Consider the following 16,654-nt stretch of genomic DNA (forward strand, 5'->3'; position numbering starts at 1 on the left):
TTTTTACAAGGTCTGGATGAACATGATACAAAAACTGGTTTTAGGTTTTCTTTTGCCTCTTTCGCTGCAAGCGATGAGTCTGCAGGAGACAATAGATGAGGCATTACAGCACAATAACTCTTTGAAAAAAATCTTTTTGGATAAAGAGGTTTCACAAAAAAACAGGCGTATAAAGCAGGCACAGAACCTTGGTCGATTTGATGCTACCCTCAATTATGACCATTATAACAATGCACGAACACTGGTGCCGTTAACACCAATGCAAATCGTTTCTTCTCCAACAGGTGCCTATGAGATGCCGACAACAAATGATTTGGTCTCTACGGGTATCTCTTACAATGTGACGCTTTTTGACGGATTTGCCAAACAAAACAGCTATAAAATATCGGATTTGGCATATAAAAACAGTCTTTTTAAAATAAAACTTGCAAAAGCAGAGCTCATTTACAATGTAGAAAATATTTATCTCTCTCTTTTATCACTGCAGGAGCAGCTCAAAGCACAAAAAAAGTATATAGAGGCAAAAAAGAGTCTTTACATGTATATACAAAAAGCATATAAGCTTGGAGGAAAATCAAAACTTGACATGCTGGAGGCAAAAAATGCCTATGTGGAAGCAGTGGCAAATAAAAATAAGATAACCTCCAATATAGCAATTTTAAAAGCTTCTCTTTCGCAAATGATTGCCTCGGACAAATTTGACAAAGCAGAAGAGGTCAGTGTCACTTTTGAGGGCTTGCAAGAAGGCGAACCGGACCTTAAAAGCTTAAGCCGATTAAAAATTGCTGCACTAAAAAGCAATATAGCACAAAAAAGAGTCCGTACCGCAGAGGCACTGTACTATCCAAAGGTGGATTTCAGTGCATATTACGGCTACAGTATGGGGCCCAATGCAACGACAAATACTTTTGCTCAGACAGGTGTGACATATTTAAACAAAAATGACTTTAACAGTGAAAATGTATGGCAGATAGGTTTGCACCTGCAGTGGAATCTTTATGATTTCGGAGCAAAAAGTGCAGATGTGGCCAAAGAAAAGATTGCTCTGATGCAGTCAAAAATAGACAAAAGCATAACACGGTTGGAGTTGGAAAAAAATTTAAAAATTGCAAATTCCAAAATAGAAATCGCACAGGCAGACTATACAGCTTTGCAAAGCCAGTATGAACTTTTGCAGGAGATAGAAAAAGCCCAACAGATCAAGTATGAAAACAATGCACTTTCCCTTGTGGATTTGTTGGATACACAGGCAAAAAAAGAGCTGGTCTATGCCCAAATGACAGAAGCAAAATACGGGTATCAAAAGGCGAAATACTATAAAGAATATCTTTTAGAAAAGGAAGTGAAGTAGATGAAAAAAACTGTATTAATTATTTTTGGTGTGATTTTAGTAGCAGGCGCAGGAATTTTTTTGAAAAAACAAAAAGAACATGTGGCTGCTTTGCCTGCAGCAAAAGAGTATAGTAAAAGTGTAGAGACAACTGTAGCAAAGGAGAAAAATGTTTCTCGTACGAGAGAGTTTTTGGCAGAGGTGTTTTCTTTGAAGCAGGCAGATATTGCTTCAAAATTTACAGCAAATATCAAAAAAATATATGTGCATGAAAATGACAAAGTAAAAAAAGGGGAACTTTTAGTGACGCTTGATGATAAGGATATTTTAGCAAATCTTGCATCACTCAAAGCACAGAAAAAAGCATTTATGCTTGATTTAAAAAATGCTCAGGATATTTTGCAAAGAAATAAAAAGCTTTATGCAATCGAAGCTGTTTCCAAAGAGATACTTGATGCTTCGAATGCAAAGTATCAGACAAAACGTTCAGCTGTCAAATCGACGGAGGCAAAAATAACACAAACAAAGGTACAGTTGAATTACCTGAATCTTGTAGCCCCTTTTGACGGTGTTATCGGCTCTAAACTCCTGGATGAAGGGTCCATCGCTCCGGCAGGAAAACCTGTTGTCACGCTCAATACACAGAAGCAAAAGCTGACTTTTTCTTTTTCCCAAAATCAGATACCAATAGCCAAAGGACAAAAGGTTTACCTGCAAAAAAGCTTGATAGGAAGAGTCAGCAAGGTTTATGATGATGCAAAAAATGCTCTGCTCGTTGCCGAAGTCACACTGCAAAAACGCATAGATTTTGCAAACAAATCTTTTGTTCATATCAACGTTGAAATTGCAAATGCAAAGGGATGCAGTGTTCCTTTAAATGCACTTTTGCATACACAAGAGGGTGTATATGTAATGCAATACAAAGAAGGCAAATTTTCAAAACTTGCCGTTGACCTGCTTTTGGAAGACAACAGAGCGGCTGTCGTATCTCCATGTCCAAAGTATAGAGTGGCTCTGGGTTCTGAAGCAAAACTTTCTATGCTTCCAGCCTATGGAAAGATAATAATCGACAAGGCGCAGACGCATGAAAAATAGTTTTTCCATAGTGGATTTTTTACTTTCAAGACCCTATTTTATTATTTCATTTTTGGCACTGTTTTTATTTTTGGGCCTTGTCGGGTACAACAAAATAGACAGAAAACTTTTTCCGGATTCCAATTATCCAACTGTAGCTGTGGTAATTGTAGAACCGGGAGAATCAGCGAAAGGTTTGGCGGCAAATGTTTCCATTCCTGTGGAAGAGGAGCTGTATACACTGGACAAAATAAGAAGAGTCTACTCAACAACCATTGATGAAGTGAGTGTGATTTCTGCCGAGTTTGAGTATACAAAAAATATTGACAGTGCTACAAGTGATGTCTCCAATGCGCTTGATAAAATCAGGGCCAAACTGCCTGCATCCATTTTAAATCCCCAGATTATAAAAATAACAGAAGCAACTGCCCCGATAGTGACATATGCAGTCAGTGCAAAAGAGGGAAATGTCTCTTTGGAAGATATCAGGCAAATTGTGCAAACACAGATAAAGCATAAGCTTATTAAAGTACAGGGTGTTGCCAATGTGGATGTATTTGGCGGCTATGAAAAAGAGATAGAGGTTATCGTCGATAAAGAAAAACTTGAGCGCTACAATCTTGATATAGCCCTGGTTGTTGCCAAATTACGGGCAAATGATAATGACTTTGCTATTGGATTTATTACAGGAAAAGACAAAAGATATCTTTTGCGGGCCCAGGGAAAACGTGATACTGTAGCCAAGCTGAAAAAAGTCAGTATTACCAAAGAGATACAACTGCAAGATATTGCAAAAGTCTATTTTGGACATTATGACAACAGTGCCGAATACTATGGAAATTCAAAAAATGCTATCGCCATTGCTGTACAGAGAACCGGTAATGCTGATGTAATAAGAACAATCGCACGAGTAGAGAAAGAGATACAAAAACTGCAAAACAAATATAAAAATCTCTCTTTTGTAATTACCGATACGCAAAAAGACACTATAGTGCAAAGTACAAACAATATGTTTGAATCTTTGCGCGATGCCATCATTATGTCGACGCTTGTTGTTTTTTTCTTTTTGGCATCTTTTCGTCAAGTTTTGGTTGTTTTGGTTACCATTCCACTTGTTTATGCTACCACTATAGCCCTTATGTGGATTATGGATATAGAGTTTAATGTTGTCACGCTTACCGCCATTATATTGGCACTGGGACTTCTTTTGGATGATGCTGTAGTCGTGATGGAAAACATTGAAAGGCATTACAGAGAACTCCATGATGAGATACACAAAGCTGTCTATAACGGAACCAAAGAGATTATGTTTGCAGATTTGAGCGGAACGATCACAACGATGATAGCCCTCTCTCCTATGCTTTTTGTAGGAGGATATCCGCAGACAATTTTCCAACCGCTTGTAGCAACACTGCTTTTGGCACTGGCAGCTTCGTATGTTATATCTATAACAGCTGTGCCTCTGTTGTCACTGAAAATTCTTACCATCAAATCTCCTTTTGTTTTAAAGAGCGAAGCTTTTTTTGAAAAAATCACAGGAGGATTCAGCAGTGCAATCGCCGATTTTTTTGTGCGTGCCGTCTCTTTGGGTGCAAAGAAAAAAAGCATTGCATTGTTGTATGTGACGGTACTTTTTCTGCTCTTTTTTACAAGTGTCAAAGGTGTTATGCCAACTGTCGGACAGGAACTGATGCCGCCTATGGATACAGGAGGAGTAAGAATCAGCATCACAGTGGATCCGAATCTGCCTATAGAAGCGAGTAAAAAAGTAGTAGAAGAGGCAAACAAAATCATAACAAAACAGGGAGAACTTTTGTATCTTTCAAGTGCCATTGGAAGCGAAGCGGGTGTTATGAGTATAGGAAGCGGCAGTTCTATAGACCACATCAGCATATCGGCAACCTATGTAGACAGATACAAAAGAAAAGAGAGTATCTGGCAGATAGAACGCAAACTGCGTGAAGCACTGAATAAAATAAAAAATGTAAACAGTGTGGATGTTGTAGATTATGGTGCAACAGCGATTGCGAGTCTTCGTGCAAATGTTGATGTAACACTCTACAGCGATGATGTGACAAAACTGCAAAAGGCCGGTGACATTGTTGCGGATGCAATGCAACATACAGGCGGGGTCGTCAGTGTTTCAAGAACCTGGCTTGCGAGCAAAAGAGTTTATGAATTCAGTATAGACGAGAAAAAAGCTGCCTATTACGGTTTAAGCAACGAAGAGATAGCCAAACAACTCCAACTCTTTGTACGCGGGGCAAAAGCAGCCTCATTTTATCTGCAAAACAGTGCGGATTTTGGCATAAGAGTATGGGTAGACAAGAAAAAGAGAGAAAGTATTGAAGAGATTAAAGACTATCTTGTTACGACAAAAAGAGGAAAAATACCTTTGCGTGATATGGTAAAGATCACAATGGTGCAGGAGCCATCTCTGATTACAAGAGAAGGATTGCAATATACTCTGAATGTGTACGGTTTTCGGGAAAAGGCGGCGATTTCTCATATAATGGCAAACTTTGATAAAGCCTTTGCGGGTAAAGTATTGCCCGATGGTGTAACAATGGAGCAGACGGGAGATATAAAACAGTTTAAAAACTCTGCAGGAAGAATGGTAGGGGCCATCGGTTTTGCAGTTATATTGATACTTTTTACCCTCATCGCCATGTTCAACTCTGTAAAAATTTCAATGATGATAGTCTTTTCGATACCGCTTACCATTATAGGAGCTTCGTGGATGATGCTTCTTATGCACTACCATACCTCTATGCCGGCAATGATGGGATTCATTCTCTTGAGTGGTATTATCGTCAACAATGCGATCCTTCTAATCCATTTTGCACTCGAAAAGATGAAAGAAGGATACAGTACTTTTGAAGCAATGGTTGAAAGCATCAAGATACGAACGCGGCCTGTTCTTATGACAGCGTTTGCAACTTCTGCCGGTATGCTGCCTGTCGCGCTTGGATCTGCCATTGGGTTGGAGCGTTTGGCACCGCTTGGAACGGTAGCAATTGGCGGTTTGATTGTAGGTACCTTTTTGACTCTGCTGTTTATACCGCTTGTATTTATCTGGAGCGTGAAACCGAAGGAAGTCTAGTATTTGATTTTTGCAAGATAAAGCCCGTTTGGAGGTGCCGGTTTGATTTTGTACTTTTGGGTGCAGTTGAGCTGTGCTTGTATTGCATCTTTAGTGAGTGTCAAAAGTGCACCGACCATCAGTCTGATTTGGCTGCGCAAAAATCCGTTGGCCTCAAAGTATAAAACAATGTAGTCTTTGTGCTGATAGGCAAAAGCTCTGTATATAATTCTTGTAGTAGATTTTACGTCACTGCCTGTTTTCATAAACTGTCTGAAATCATGCTCTCCGACAAAAAGAGCGATGTTTTGCTGTATCTGTTGCAGGTTTACATCCTCTAAAAAAGTAACAAAATCACTTTCAAAAGGATTTTTCTGTTTTGTTTTAATGATGTAACGGTAGCTTCTTTTTTTTGCACTGTATCGTGCATGAAAATCATCCTTTACATGTATGATTCTTTTTACATGTAAAGCATCACAGAGCATTTTATTGAGAACTTTTTTGAGTTTTTCCATATCATCCCAGTAGGGCGGTAAATCTATATGACAGACCTGCATAGTAGCATGGACGCCTTTGTCAGTTCGCCCGCTTGCCACGACTTTCTGTTCAATTCCCAGTTTTTTCAAAACATTTTCAAGCTCGCCAAGGACTGTATCAGATGTCTCTTTTTGTGTTTGAGAACCAAAAAAATGAGTGCCGTTATAGGCTAAATGCAATGCTGCTCTCATGTGAATTAAAACTTATTGACGATGGTTTTTCTATAGATGGCATATGTTATTATCAGCCATGAAAGTGCAACAACAGGAATCGTATAGTATTGAAACATTTTTTCCAAACCTATTGTCATCCCATAAAATAAAACTATGCTTACAAAGAGATATAAATAGACTTTAGACTTCTGATGTCTTACCTGAACTATACCGATGCTTGCGATTAAAAAAAGTGTTATCATCGGAAAGAGACTCAGCAAGGTGTCTTTAATGAAGATATGTTTTTTTCTCCCGGCATTCTCTTTTGAGAGCCAGTACTGCAAGGGTTGTTCATAGGTGGTCAAGTCTGCTTTGAGCGTATCGTTGATAAGCATCTCTTGGAAATTTATCTGAGAAAATTTTTCTTTTGAATAACTGTAACCCTCTCCATCCATTAACTGAAGACGTAAAATTCCCGAATCGTTAATAACTTTGGCTTTTTTTGCAGCAATGAGTATCTCTTCTTCCTGTTTTTTGTTAAACAAAAATACCTTGGAAAAGGTACCGTCTTCGTTTTTTGCTCCTATGTATAAAAGCCAGTCCCCAAAACTGTTTCCAAATTCACTTGCTGCAAGATTGAATTTTGCTTCACTCTTTTTATAGGAGAGGAAGTTTTTTGACAAAGTAGTCGTATGGGGTGCAACAACCAGGAAGTTAAATGCCAGCAGCAGACTTAATATGAAAGCAGGTTTGAAAAAAGTTCTGATGATAAAACCCGGTGCAATGCCAAGTGAAAAAATAACGATTATTTCATTGTCATTTGAGAGTTTAAACAAAGAAAGTGTTGCTGCGACAAAAAATGTAATAGGCAGCGTATAAAAAAGAATTTCAGGCAGTATGAAAAGATACAGTTTGCCCATTTCCAAAATAGTCAGTTGAATAACAGCCGTATAGGTAGAGAGCTTAATTAAAAATATTACCGATGCTATGACAAACAATGGCAAAAATATGGACATAAAAAGAGCAGAAAAGTTACTCAGTATATATTTTTTTAATCTCAGCATTAGTAGTTTGCCTCGATGTATCTGAGTATTTGAGAATCATACACATAGACTATGAAAGTTGCAAGTGCCAAAAAAGGCACAAAGGGGACGCGTTGTTCCTCTTTTGATTTGTTAAGAAGCAAGAGCATAACCGGCAAAGCCAAGAGGGCTGAGAGAAAAATGGCAACAAGACCAAGTTTGACTCCCAAAAGTGCGCCCATTGTAGCCGCTACCATAATGTCGCCTTCTCCCATAGCTTCTATAAAAGGTGTTCTGTCATAGTGCCTGTTCCAGGATGTTTTCGTTTTTAGTCCGGCTCTAAATACAGATGATGTTAAGTAATAAGAAAGAGTAAAACGCAGGAGTGTAAAACCACCGGCAAAAAGGAGGGCGTTTTCCAGGTTAAGAACAAAACCTTGAATACTCCATGCGCCGAGTATGGCAAAGAAAATAGCCAAGAGGTTGAGTGAATCGGGTACCATTTTGTATCTGAAATCTATAACCGAAAGCGCTAAAAGCATCAAAAAACTCAAAGCTATGAAAAATGCCGGCAGATTCAGTCCGAATTTATTGGCAAGAATGACAAAAATAAAACCTGAGAGAAGTTCTATGAGCGGGTACTGCACAGAAATATGTGATTTGCAGTAGGCACATTTTCCTGCTAGAAAAATCCATGAAAAAAGCGGAATATTATGCCAGGGTTTGAGCTTTTCATTGCATACAGGGCAGTGTGACGCATCAAAAACAACGCTTTCTCCCTTTGGTATGCGAAGAATGACAACATTTAAAAAAGAACCAAAAAGTATACCGAGTACAAAAGCTATGCCAAGTTCCATCATTTTAAACCACCAAATCGTCTTTCAATTTTTGTAAATTTTTGTAGAATTTTTTCTAATTCTTTACATGTAAAGTCCGGCCAGAGCGTATCTGTAAAAAAAAGCTCTGCATATGCCGACTGCCAAAGCAGAAAGTTTGAAAGCCGCTTGTCTCCTCCGGTACGAATGAGTATATCTACGGCTACTTTGCAGTCAAGTGCATTGTTAAGCATCTCCAGTGTGATATTTTCATCCTGTTTTTTTAAAGAATTTATTGCACGAAGAATCTCGTCCTGCGAACCGTAGTTCAGGGCGAGACTCTGCACCAACCCGTCACAATGCGCCGTTTTTTCTTCTACCGTTTGTATGGTTTTTTGCAGTGATTTTGAAAAAGCACGAATGTCGCCGATAGCTTCAAACCTGACATTGTTTTGCAAGTAAGAAGGCAATTCGTCTTTGAGATATTTTTCCAAAAGTTTCATTAAAAACTCAACTTCGAGACGCGGTCTTTTCCAGTTTTCCGTTGAAAAGGCATAAAGTGTCAGGCGTTCTATATCTTCATCATTTGAACAATAGGTTGTGATTGCTTTGACGACTTTTGCACCTGCTTCATGCCCTTTGACTCTTTTTTTGCCCTGTTGCTCTGCCCATCGTCCATTTCCGTCCATTATGATGGCTATATGTCTGGCCTTGTTCATCATCTATTCTTGCAGCTCTTTTGCATTTTTGATTATTTCAAAAGATACATGCAATTTGTCCGCTTTTGGTATGTGCACATTTTTTTGTGGTGTAATAAAGTCTATTTCATTTTCGTCACTGCCAAAGCTTGAGGCATTTTGTAAAACATTGAGACAGACCGCGTCAAGTTTTTTCTCCTGTAACATTTTTTTTGCATTTGTTTCGGCTTTTTCTTTGTCCATTTCTGCTTTAAAACCTATGACTGTAATGCCTTCTTTTTCAATTGTACTTAAAATGTCAATATTTTTTTTCAGACTCAGTTCCCACTTTTCACCCAAATCCTCTTTTTTAAGTTTTGCATTTTGAGGAAATTCAGGAACATAGTCACTCACCGCCGCTGCCATAAAGAGATAGGGCTTTTTTTGAATAAGATGAATATGCTCGTCACGTATGAGTGTCGCTTTTGAAAGCTTGCCTTTTTTTGCAATGCGTATGGAATCGACAAGATACTCAAGCATCTCCTGTGTGTCTTCTACGTCTATTTTATGCATATTGACAGGCAGGTCACGGTCAAATTTTGTGGCGATGAGATTAACATCTGCCCCTTTTAAATAGAGTGCCGTTGCCAAAGCCGATGCCATTTTTCCGCTTGAAAAGTTTGAGATGTAGCGCACTTCATCTATTTTTTCTATCGTGCCTCCGCCGGTTACTATCACCCGTCTGTGTTCCCAAAACTCCTCTTTTAAAAGTTCACGGCTGGTTTGATAAAAAATATCCAAAGGGTCGGCCATAGCGCCGTCTCCGACAGTCTTGCAGGCCAACTCTTTTGTCTGCGTCTCTAAAATAGTATAGTTTGCAATGCCGAGCATCTTCAAATTTGCCTGAGTGATTGGATTTTGGAGCATATTTGTATTTGCCGAGGGTGCCAAAATTTTCATACCGCTAAAAGCAAGCGCGCATTGCAGCAGCATATTGTCTGCAATGGCATTGGCAAGTTTGGCGATGGTGTTTGCCGTTGCAGGAGCAATGACCATGATGTCCGCCCATTGGGTGATTTTAATGTGGTTATGCTCATTTGCCCAGGACTCGTTTGTATCATCAAGGACCTGATTTGAAGTGAGGGTTTCAAAAGTGAGCGGAGTTATAAATTTTTTTGCACTCTCACTCATGACAACCTTTACCTCTGCTCCGGCTTTAATGAATTCCCTGACGAGTTCGAGTGTTTTGTACACAGCAATAGAGCCGGTTACCCCAAGGAGAATTTTTTTATCTTTGATTAAATTTGTTGGAATATTCATTCAAAATCTCTTCATTATATTTTCTAGTATTTTATCTAAAAATACTTAGAAATACTAAAGGAACTTAATGATTAAGCTGTTTGGTTGTATACTTTAGTATGCAATACATGTAAAGGAGCTTTCATGAACCATAACGAACAGATGAAAAAGTATTACGAAAGGTGTGATATTGACCTTATCAAGGGGCATTTAAAAGAACTGCTGACTGCGGCAAAGAAAGAGATAAAGCAAATTCAGGTTGAAGAGATTGACTTGGAAAATATGGTTTTGATTGATGTGCGGGAATCTGACGAGTTTGCAAGCGGTGTCATCCCTGCTAAAACTGTTTTTACCATTCCTCGGGGGAAATTGGAATTCGCCGTTGATGACAAACTTGTTGATTTAAGTGATCATCAAATAGTCTGTTATTGTCTCAAAGGGGCTAGAGGTCTGATGGCTGCAAAAACCCTCAAAGATTTGGGTTTTAGCAATGTTGTCAATCTCGAAGGCGGTATTTCAAGTTGGGTAAATGCGCATAAACCGATAAAAAACTATCTCGGATATTTTATTCTTGAGACAAACTAAAGTTTTTTTATAAAAACGACTTTGAGGTAATTACCCTCTTGAAATTTTTCTGCCACGCGAAAATCTTTTGGAAGAGAGTAGCGTTTTAGCACTTTGTATTTTATTTTTACATCTTTGAAAGCTTTATCTATGAATCTGCCAAAAGTCATCATACTGAAATTGGCAGCATTGGTGGAAGCTACGATAATACCGCCTTTTTTTGTGATTTGTATCACCTCTTTGAGGAGTTTTACATAGTCTCTGTTGGCACTGAATATGTGTTTTTTTGAACGTGCAAAACTCGGCGGATCAACGACAACCATATCAAAAAGCAGTTTTTTTCTCACGGCATATTTAAAGTATAAAAAGACATCTTCAACAATGATATTTTGATTTTTCAAATCAATGTTGTTGATGGAAAACTGTTCTTGTGTTTTTGGTAAACTTCGTTTTGCCAGGTCAACGCTTGTCGTGCTTTTTGCACCGCCAAGGGCTGCAAATACTGAAAAAGCGCCCGTGTAGGAAAAAGTATTTAAAACGGTTTTTCCTTTTGCATATTTGTCACGAATGGCTTTTCTGACCTCTCTTTGGTCCAAAAAAACTCCCACCATTGCCCCATCATCCAAATAAACGGCAAAATTTGCCCCGTTTTCCTTTACATGTAAAGGCTGCGGTGCTTTTTGTCCAGATACAAAGTCACTTTTGTCATCGAGATACATGCCTTTTGTATTAAAGCGTTTTTTCTGATAGATTCCTTTAAAGTCGATACTCTGTTTAAAAGCTTCGAGTATACTCTCTTTGAATGTATAAATACCGATGCTGTACCATGTAAAGAGATAATAGCCTTCAAAATAATCAATACTCAAGCCGCCGATGCCATCGCCCTCACCGTTAAAAACCCGAAAGGCAGTTGTTTGCGTGTCGGCAAAGAAATCTTTTCTGTAGGAGAGTGCCTCTTTGATTTTTCTTTTGAAAAATTCGCTGTCTATGGTTTCATCTTCTTTTTGTGAAAGAACCCAGCCATGTCCTTTGTTCTGTAATCCGTAGTAGCCTTTTGCAATGAATCTCTTTTTTTTGTCATACAAGTGAAGCAGACTACCTTCTTCTTCGAGTTTATGCCAATCTTCAAAATACTCTTTCATAAGCAGAGGATAACCGTTTTGTATCTGTTGTGTAAATTCAGGTTTGAGTATCAGGTCTATTTTATTGTGCATTTTTTTCTCTCAAGTTTGTCATATAGGTTCAGCATATTGGTATAGTCTTTATGCAGCGTTGTTTCTATTAAAAAGTCTGTATTATTGAGAATACCCAAAGATTTTACTACTTTTTCTTTGGAAAACACCTCATATAAAGCTTCTTTGTACTCTTCATAATCAAGTTGCATCTCCTGCATTCGAGCAAGTTCTACTACGAGATGACCGAGTTTGTTTGTCCCGTATTCCAATAACTCCAGTGCCTCGTCATACTCCCCCAGACGCAATAAAATCTGTGCTTTAAATTCAGCCATTGTGAAATTTTTCGCAAAGATGACACCGATGTATTTTTCCATATTGAGTGAGTCTTCCAATGATTCAATCTCAAGCATAATTTCCTGCGGGTCATATTTTGTAAAATTGAGTACCATATCACGGATAAGTTTGCCGTTGTTTTTGTTGTTATATATCAAATCCTCTATGGGATAAACTTCTGAAATACCGGGAACAATGATTTGACAGGAGTAAAAATCGAGGTAATCATATTCTCTGATGTAAAACTCTTTGTCCATTTTTTGTAAAATACCCGTCAAATAATCGTATTCTTCCTGCGTTGTGTTGCCTTGATATGCAAAAGGCACATACCCAAAACTCTTTTTGGCACTCAAAAAAAGAAATCCGAGTTTGCCGTTGGAGTCTATAAAGTGTGATTCAAGGTTAAAACTGTCTGAGACAAGGCTCATGTCAAAAGTAGGCACTTCAAAACTGTCAAGATTTTCAAGAGAACGTCCCTGCATAAGCTCGGTCATTGTGCGTTCAAGTGAGACTTCAAGAATAGGATGTGCTCCAAAAGAGACAAAAAGTGTAGCATTCTTAGGATCTATCAATGAAATGGCAGTGACGGGAAACTGTCCGCCCAAAGAAGCATCCAACACTTCGACCTTATAGCCGAGTTTTTGCAATGCCTGTACATCTTCATAGACTTTTGGAAAATTTTTCACAACTTCATCAGGAAATTTCGGCAGGGCATAGCCGTTTTTAATGATAGCGATTTTTGCATAGCGTTCAAAAATCTCACTCAGAGCCTGCACCTTTGCCTCCAAAGGGGTGTTTCCCGTCGCCAAACCGTTGCTCACATAAAGATTGCTTAAAATATTAAGCGGAATGGCAACACGCTCCTGTGTGGATTGTTTGACAAAAGGAAGTGCGACAATTTTGTCTTCATAGTCGCTGTTGAAATCTACCAAATCTTCAGCTGAGAGATTGTTCTCAGGGTTGTACACTGCCATAAGTTCATCGCTGAGATACTCTTCATCAAAAGAAAAAACAACTTCATCAGGATAATATTTTCTCTTTGGCAAATGAAAATCTATAAAAAAGTTGTTTGTCTGCAGACGCTCAATATACTCACCCAAAGCACTTGCCACAGAAGCATCGCTGAGGACACCTTTGCCGTTAGAATAGATATGTCCGGGTGCTTCTTTTGAGCTGAGATTCACCGAATAACAGTGAGTGAGGGGATTTTTGTGTTCTTGAAAAACTGTTTCGCATCCGACATCAGACAAAACAGCCTTCATCGAAGATATAGAGCTTTGAAGCGGAGCTTCTTTTGATAAAAAATTCATTAAATATTTTTTCCTGCATTGTTTTTATTGAGTAAAGTTGGCAATCATCATTCCTAATCTTTATTTGTTAGCATTTAAGCACAGTTTGTTTTGTAATCTAAAAAAAGACTCTCTACCGGTATATGTAACTGTTTATGTAAATTTCTAATCATCTCAATAGTGAGTTTCCTTTTTTTATTTAAAATTTCAGATACTCTTGATTTGCTTCCAATTATAGAGACTAAATCTTTTTGTTTTAATCCCTCTTGCTCCATTCTGAACTTTATTGCTTCTATTGGATCAGGTGCTTCTATTTTATAGTGTTGCTCTTCGTAAGCCTCTACTAAAGTTGTTAGAACCTCTAACTCATCCATCTGAGATGTATTTGGTTTAGCATTCATTAAAGTTTCAATTCTTTGAAGTGCTTCGTTGTAGTTTTGTTCATTTTTAATCGGCTTGATATTCATCTTATAAATCCTCCATATTAATTTTATCGTACTGTTTATGTGTTTCAATAAATTTTACAAAAACAATTTTTGCATAATAGTTTATTGAAACTATCAACCTGTATTTATTCCCAGCAATATTGAAAACAACTTTTTCATTTCCGATAATACTGGCATTTCGATACATTTCTTTAACTTCATTGGGATTGTTCCAGTGAAGTTTTAAGACCTCTTTATGCCAAGCTTCTAAAGAACTCTTAGAATCTGCATATTTTGACTGTTCATAAAAATCTTTTAGTTTTTTCTTTGAAATTATTCTCATAGATGGATTGTAACACAGTTCCCGTTTATAGAACTTAAATTATATACAAGATAAAATTTTTAGTGGTTTGTTCGGAGTTCAGCTTCGTTTTGTTATATTTTACACCTTAGATATTTAATTATAGGGGGTGTAATTCGTAATTTTTTGGTGTATCTTTGCTTCTTTGATGAGCTTTTTTTGTATCTCATTCTCCATAGTGTGACCACATTCTTAAAACTCTTACTATTTTATCAAGTTCTTTTACTTCATAAACCAACCTGTGCTATGATAGATAGGCTCATTCATACTTCACACAAAATTGAACTTCTCTGATTTGTTATCATTCTTTTAATAGTCAAACATTTCTACTAAAAGTTGAGCTATAATCTTTTGTGTTTTAGTATCTACTCTTCCTAATATTTTAACTATTCTTGACTTATCAATAGTTCTTATTTGATCTAGCAACACTAAACCATTTTTAGCTTCAAATTTTATCTTTGGTCTAAATATAAAATCAAAACCTTTACTTGTCATAGGTGCTACAATAACCGTTTTTAGCATACTCATTTCATCTGGAGATATAATAATACACGGCCTTGTTTTTTGTATTTCTGAGCCTACTGTTGGATTTAGTTTAACTAAAACTATATCAAATCTTTTAATATTTTTTACCATTCGTAATCTTCTAAATCACTGTCATTGAGCATATCATTTAAAATTGCTTCATCTTGAATGTTTTTATTTTTTAATAAAACTTCTTGAATGTTTTTTTGCCATTTTTCTCTATTCTTTATTTCTATAGGTTTAATCAACAAACCATCTTTAACAACTTCAAAATCAAGCTGTTTGTTTTCAAGCTGTGCTTGAGCAATGATTGGCTTGGGGATTCTTACACCTTGTGAGTTTCCTATTTTTGTAAGCATTGTCATTTTATAACTCCAAATATATTTGATATGTAATTATATTGTAATAACACTGAAATTGTCAAGTCTTAGAGAGTGATTTTATGATAACGTTTGTCGTGAGCGATAATTTTCCCGCTAGGGTAAATTATTGGTCTCCTCGTACTTGTTAAATGTCATTTTTAAGAACTCTGTCATGGTACTTGTCAAGTTCTTTGTTAACTTCACGGAACTTTGTATCTAGTTCAGAATACTTAGTTATTACTGCCTGTGTACCATTTTTACTGTTCTTAAGAATTTTTCCCATCTTTTCCTGTTCTTTCATTAATTCTAGATAATGATTTCTAAACGATAGTAAGGCATTCATCCTTCCAATGCTGTTTGCTTTAATTGCTTCTTTCGCAGACCATCGTGCATATAAAGCAGACAGAATAGCAATTAAAATAGCCAAGATTGAAATTATATTATCTGAAAGTTCGATGTGTATCTCCTGATATTTAACGGGGGCGCGGGTGAATGACGGCGACATCTGAAAATTTATTTTCTGATGTTGTTGCTCATTCCTCCCGCTTGTTATCTGGCGCTGTGCGACAGATGACTAGCGGGTGTTCAACCCGCGCCCCCGTTATCCGGTCACGCAGTGAGCGGATAACGGTCGAAGATAGCCGATAAATTTCCGCTAGGTATTTATTGGCTACTCTGTTTTGTTATACTTTGTTGATGATTTTCAATAAGTCTTTTTCCATGAACTACTGCCACAAACAAAATACTATCTTCATTCAATTTATAGATAAGTCTATAACTATAAACAAAAATTTCTCGAATTTTTGTGTCATTAAATTCAGGAACTTTTCGCCCTAGTTCTGAAAATCCTTGTAATATCTCTGCTTTTTCAAAAAACTTTGAAACTACAGATTTAGCATAGGTTGGGGAATCTTTTTCTATGTAAGTTGCAATTGACTCAATATCCTCAAGAGCTTCTTCTGACCACTCTAGTGTGAAAGCCATTTATCCATTCTTTGTTTTGCATCTTGATGCGATGAAACTTCACCATTCTCAGCACGACTAATGCCATTTTTAATTTTTTCTACAACATAAAGGTGATACTGAATATCTTCATAAGTACAGTTGTCAGGAAGATTTTGAATCATCTCTTGTGCTTCTTGTTTTACGGCTACCATGTACTCTCCTTTTTTGTTTGTATTATAACATATCTTCTTTTTTAGTATAACGACTGTCTTGAGAAATACGAATCCCCGCTAGGGTTCGTATTTCTCTCCTAGTACTTGTTATATGTTTATGTCAGTTCTACTACTTCTATGTTTTTTGAATACTTTAAAGCTTCATCAATAAAGATTTTCATTGCTTTTCCAACAGTCTTTTGGTCAACTTGATTGTCCAATAAATAAAATCCATAATTTTCGACAGAATAGTTATATATTTCTGTCATTTGACTACTAATTGGTGATGGTAGTTTGTTCAAAACTTCACGCGACTTATATGCTTTTGGCATATCAAAAATTATCTTATATTCTTTTTTCATTTTCCCTCTTTGCTGTGCATATAACGGGGGCGGTGTTCAACCCGCGCCCCCGTTATCCGGTCACGCAGTGAGCGGATAACGTTTGACTTCACCGACAGGTTTACCTGTTCGGT

The 16,654-nt window shown here is 37.3% G+C and carries 19 protein-coding genes; 4 read left to right on the forward strand and 15 right to left on the reverse strand.

Annotated features, from left to right (window positions below):
• Positions 1–16 precede the first annotated feature (16 nt).
• Genes ACM66U_RS05430 through ACM66U_RS05440 form a run of 3 tightly spaced genes read left to right on the forward strand, consistent with a single transcriptional unit; the run spans position 17 to position 5,507 of the window.
• Positions 17–1,351, forward strand: a complete 1,335-nt coding sequence (locus tag ACM66U_RS05430) for a TolC family protein (RefSeq protein ID WP_418641340.1) — start codon at positions 17–19, stop codon at positions 1,349–1,351.
• Positions 1,352–2,425, forward strand: a complete 1,074-nt coding sequence (locus tag ACM66U_RS05435) for an efflux RND transporter periplasmic adaptor subunit (RefSeq protein ID WP_418641341.1) — start codon at positions 1,352–1,354, stop codon at positions 2,423–2,425. It abuts the gene before it with no gap.
• Positions 2,415–5,507, forward strand: a complete 3,093-nt coding sequence (locus ACM66U_RS05440; RefSeq protein WP_418641342.1) for an efflux RND transporter permease subunit — start codon at positions 2,415–2,417, stop codon at positions 5,505–5,507. The genes ACM66U_RS05435 and ACM66U_RS05440 overlap by 11 nt, the downstream gene beginning before the upstream one ends.
• Here the strand turns inward: ACM66U_RS05440 and truA are convergent.
• From truA to coaBC, 5 genes are read right to left on the reverse strand one after another with little or no spacing between them, the layout of a single operon-like run.
• Positions 5,504–6,214, reverse strand: a complete 711-nt coding sequence (truA, locus tag ACM66U_RS05445; protein ID WP_346388693.1) for a tRNA pseudouridine(38-40) synthase TruA — start codon at positions 6,212–6,214, stop codon at positions 5,504–5,506. The two genes, ACM66U_RS05440 and truA, sit on opposite strands and share 4 nt — an antisense overlap.
• 5 nt (positions 6,215–6,219) lie before the next feature.
• Positions 6,220–7,239 (reverse strand): LptF/LptG family permease, encoded by a 1,020-nt coding sequence (locus ACM66U_RS05450; RefSeq protein ID WP_151900437.1) that lies wholly within the window; start codon positions 7,237–7,239, stop codon positions 6,220–6,222.
• On the reverse strand, positions 7,239–8,054 hold the full coding sequence (locus tag ACM66U_RS05455) for a prepilin peptidase (protein WP_418641403.1): 816 nt from the start codon (positions 8,052–8,054) through the stop codon (positions 7,239–7,241). The genes ACM66U_RS05450 and ACM66U_RS05455 overlap by 1 nt, the downstream gene beginning before the upstream one ends.
• Entirely contained in the window at positions 8,054–8,731 is a 678-nt protein-coding gene (locus ACM66U_RS05460) for a di-trans,poly-cis-decaprenylcistransferase (RefSeq protein WP_346389030.1), read from the reverse strand. The genes ACM66U_RS05455 and ACM66U_RS05460 overlap by 1 nt, the downstream gene beginning before the upstream one ends.
• A 3-nt stretch (positions 8,732–8,734) precedes the next feature.
• Positions 8,735–10,009, reverse strand: a complete 1,275-nt coding sequence (gene coaBC / locus ACM66U_RS05465; protein ID WP_418641343.1) for a bifunctional phosphopantothenoylcysteine decarboxylase/phosphopantothenate--cysteine ligase CoaBC — start codon at positions 10,007–10,009, stop codon at positions 8,735–8,737.
• A gap of 123 nt (positions 10,010–10,132) precedes the next feature.
• Between coaBC and ACM66U_RS05470 the strand changes: the two genes are divergently transcribed.
• Positions 10,133–10,573 (forward strand): rhodanese-like domain-containing protein, encoded by a 441-nt coding sequence (locus ACM66U_RS05470; protein ID WP_346388695.1) that lies wholly within the window; start codon positions 10,133–10,135, stop codon positions 10,571–10,573.
• Here ACM66U_RS05470 and ACM66U_RS05475 read toward each other — a convergent pair.
• The 10 genes from ACM66U_RS05475 to ACM66U_RS05520 form a co-directional block, all read right to left on the reverse strand.
• Complete coding sequence (locus ACM66U_RS05475; protein WP_418641344.1) at positions 10,570–11,766, reverse strand: class I SAM-dependent rRNA methyltransferase; 1,197 nt, start codon at positions 11,764–11,766, stop codon at positions 10,570–10,572. The genes ACM66U_RS05470 and ACM66U_RS05475 overlap by 4 nt on opposite strands.
• Positions 11,751–13,370 carry a YcaO-like family protein gene (locus ACM66U_RS05480; protein ID WP_418641345.1) on the reverse strand — a complete coding sequence of 540 codons (1,620 nt, stop codon included), beginning with the start codon at positions 13,368–13,370 and terminating at the stop codon, positions 11,751–11,753. Before ACM66U_RS05480 ends, ACM66U_RS05475 begins: the two co-directional genes overlap by 16 nt.
• A gap of 74 nt (positions 13,371–13,444) precedes the next feature.
• Positions 13,445–13,816, reverse strand: coding sequence for a helix-turn-helix domain-containing protein (locus ACM66U_RS05485; protein WP_418641346.1), 372 nt, complete (start codon positions 13,814–13,816; stop codon positions 13,445–13,447).
• A gap of 1 nt (position 13,817) precedes the next feature.
• Positions 13,818–14,117 carry a type II toxin-antitoxin system HigB family toxin gene (locus ACM66U_RS05490; RefSeq protein WP_418641347.1) on the reverse strand — a complete coding sequence of 100 codons (300 nt, stop codon included), beginning with the start codon at positions 14,115–14,117 and terminating at the stop codon, positions 13,818–13,820.
• 327 nt (positions 14,118–14,444) lie between these two features.
• Positions 14,445–14,771 carry a type II toxin-antitoxin system PemK/MazF family toxin gene (locus ACM66U_RS05495; RefSeq protein WP_418641348.1) on the reverse strand — a complete coding sequence of 109 codons (327 nt, stop codon included), beginning with the start codon at positions 14,769–14,771 and terminating at the stop codon, positions 14,445–14,447.
• Complete coding sequence (locus ACM66U_RS05500; RefSeq protein ID WP_418641349.1) at positions 14,765–15,019, reverse strand: AbrB/MazE/SpoVT family DNA-binding domain-containing protein; 255 nt, start codon at positions 15,017–15,019, stop codon at positions 14,765–14,767. The genes ACM66U_RS05495 and ACM66U_RS05500 overlap by 7 nt, the downstream gene beginning before the upstream one ends.
• A 148-nt stretch (positions 15,020–15,167) precedes the next feature.
• Entirely contained in the window at positions 15,168–15,449 is a 282-nt protein-coding gene (locus tag ACM66U_RS05505) for a hypothetical protein (RefSeq protein ID WP_418641350.1), read from the reverse strand.
• 236 nt (positions 15,450–15,685) lie between these two features.
• Entirely contained in the window at positions 15,686–16,006 is a 321-nt protein-coding gene (locus ACM66U_RS05510; RefSeq protein ID WP_418641351.1) for a type II toxin-antitoxin system RelE/ParE family toxin, read from the reverse strand.
• A complete protein-coding gene (locus ACM66U_RS05515) occupies positions 15,991–16,179 on the reverse strand; it encodes a hypothetical protein (protein ID WP_151900322.1) in 189 nt (62 codons plus the stop codon). Before ACM66U_RS05515 ends, ACM66U_RS05510 begins: the two co-directional genes overlap by 16 nt.
• A gap of 116 nt (positions 16,180–16,295) precedes the next feature.
• The gene (locus tag ACM66U_RS05520; RefSeq protein ID WP_151900321.1) at positions 16,296–16,541 is read right to left on the reverse strand and encodes a hypothetical protein; all 246 of its coding nucleotides are present in this window, start codon (positions 16,539–16,541) and stop codon (positions 16,296–16,298) included.
• Between the last annotated feature and the right edge of the window lie 113 nt (positions 16,542–16,654).

Origin of the sequence: Sulfurimonas sp. ST-27 (genome assembly GCF_048081595.1) — a bacterium.
In the GTDB taxonomy this organism is placed as follows: Bacteria; Campylobacterota; Campylobacteria; order Campylobacterales; family Sulfurimonadaceae; genus Sulfurimonas; species Sulfurimonas hydrogeniphila.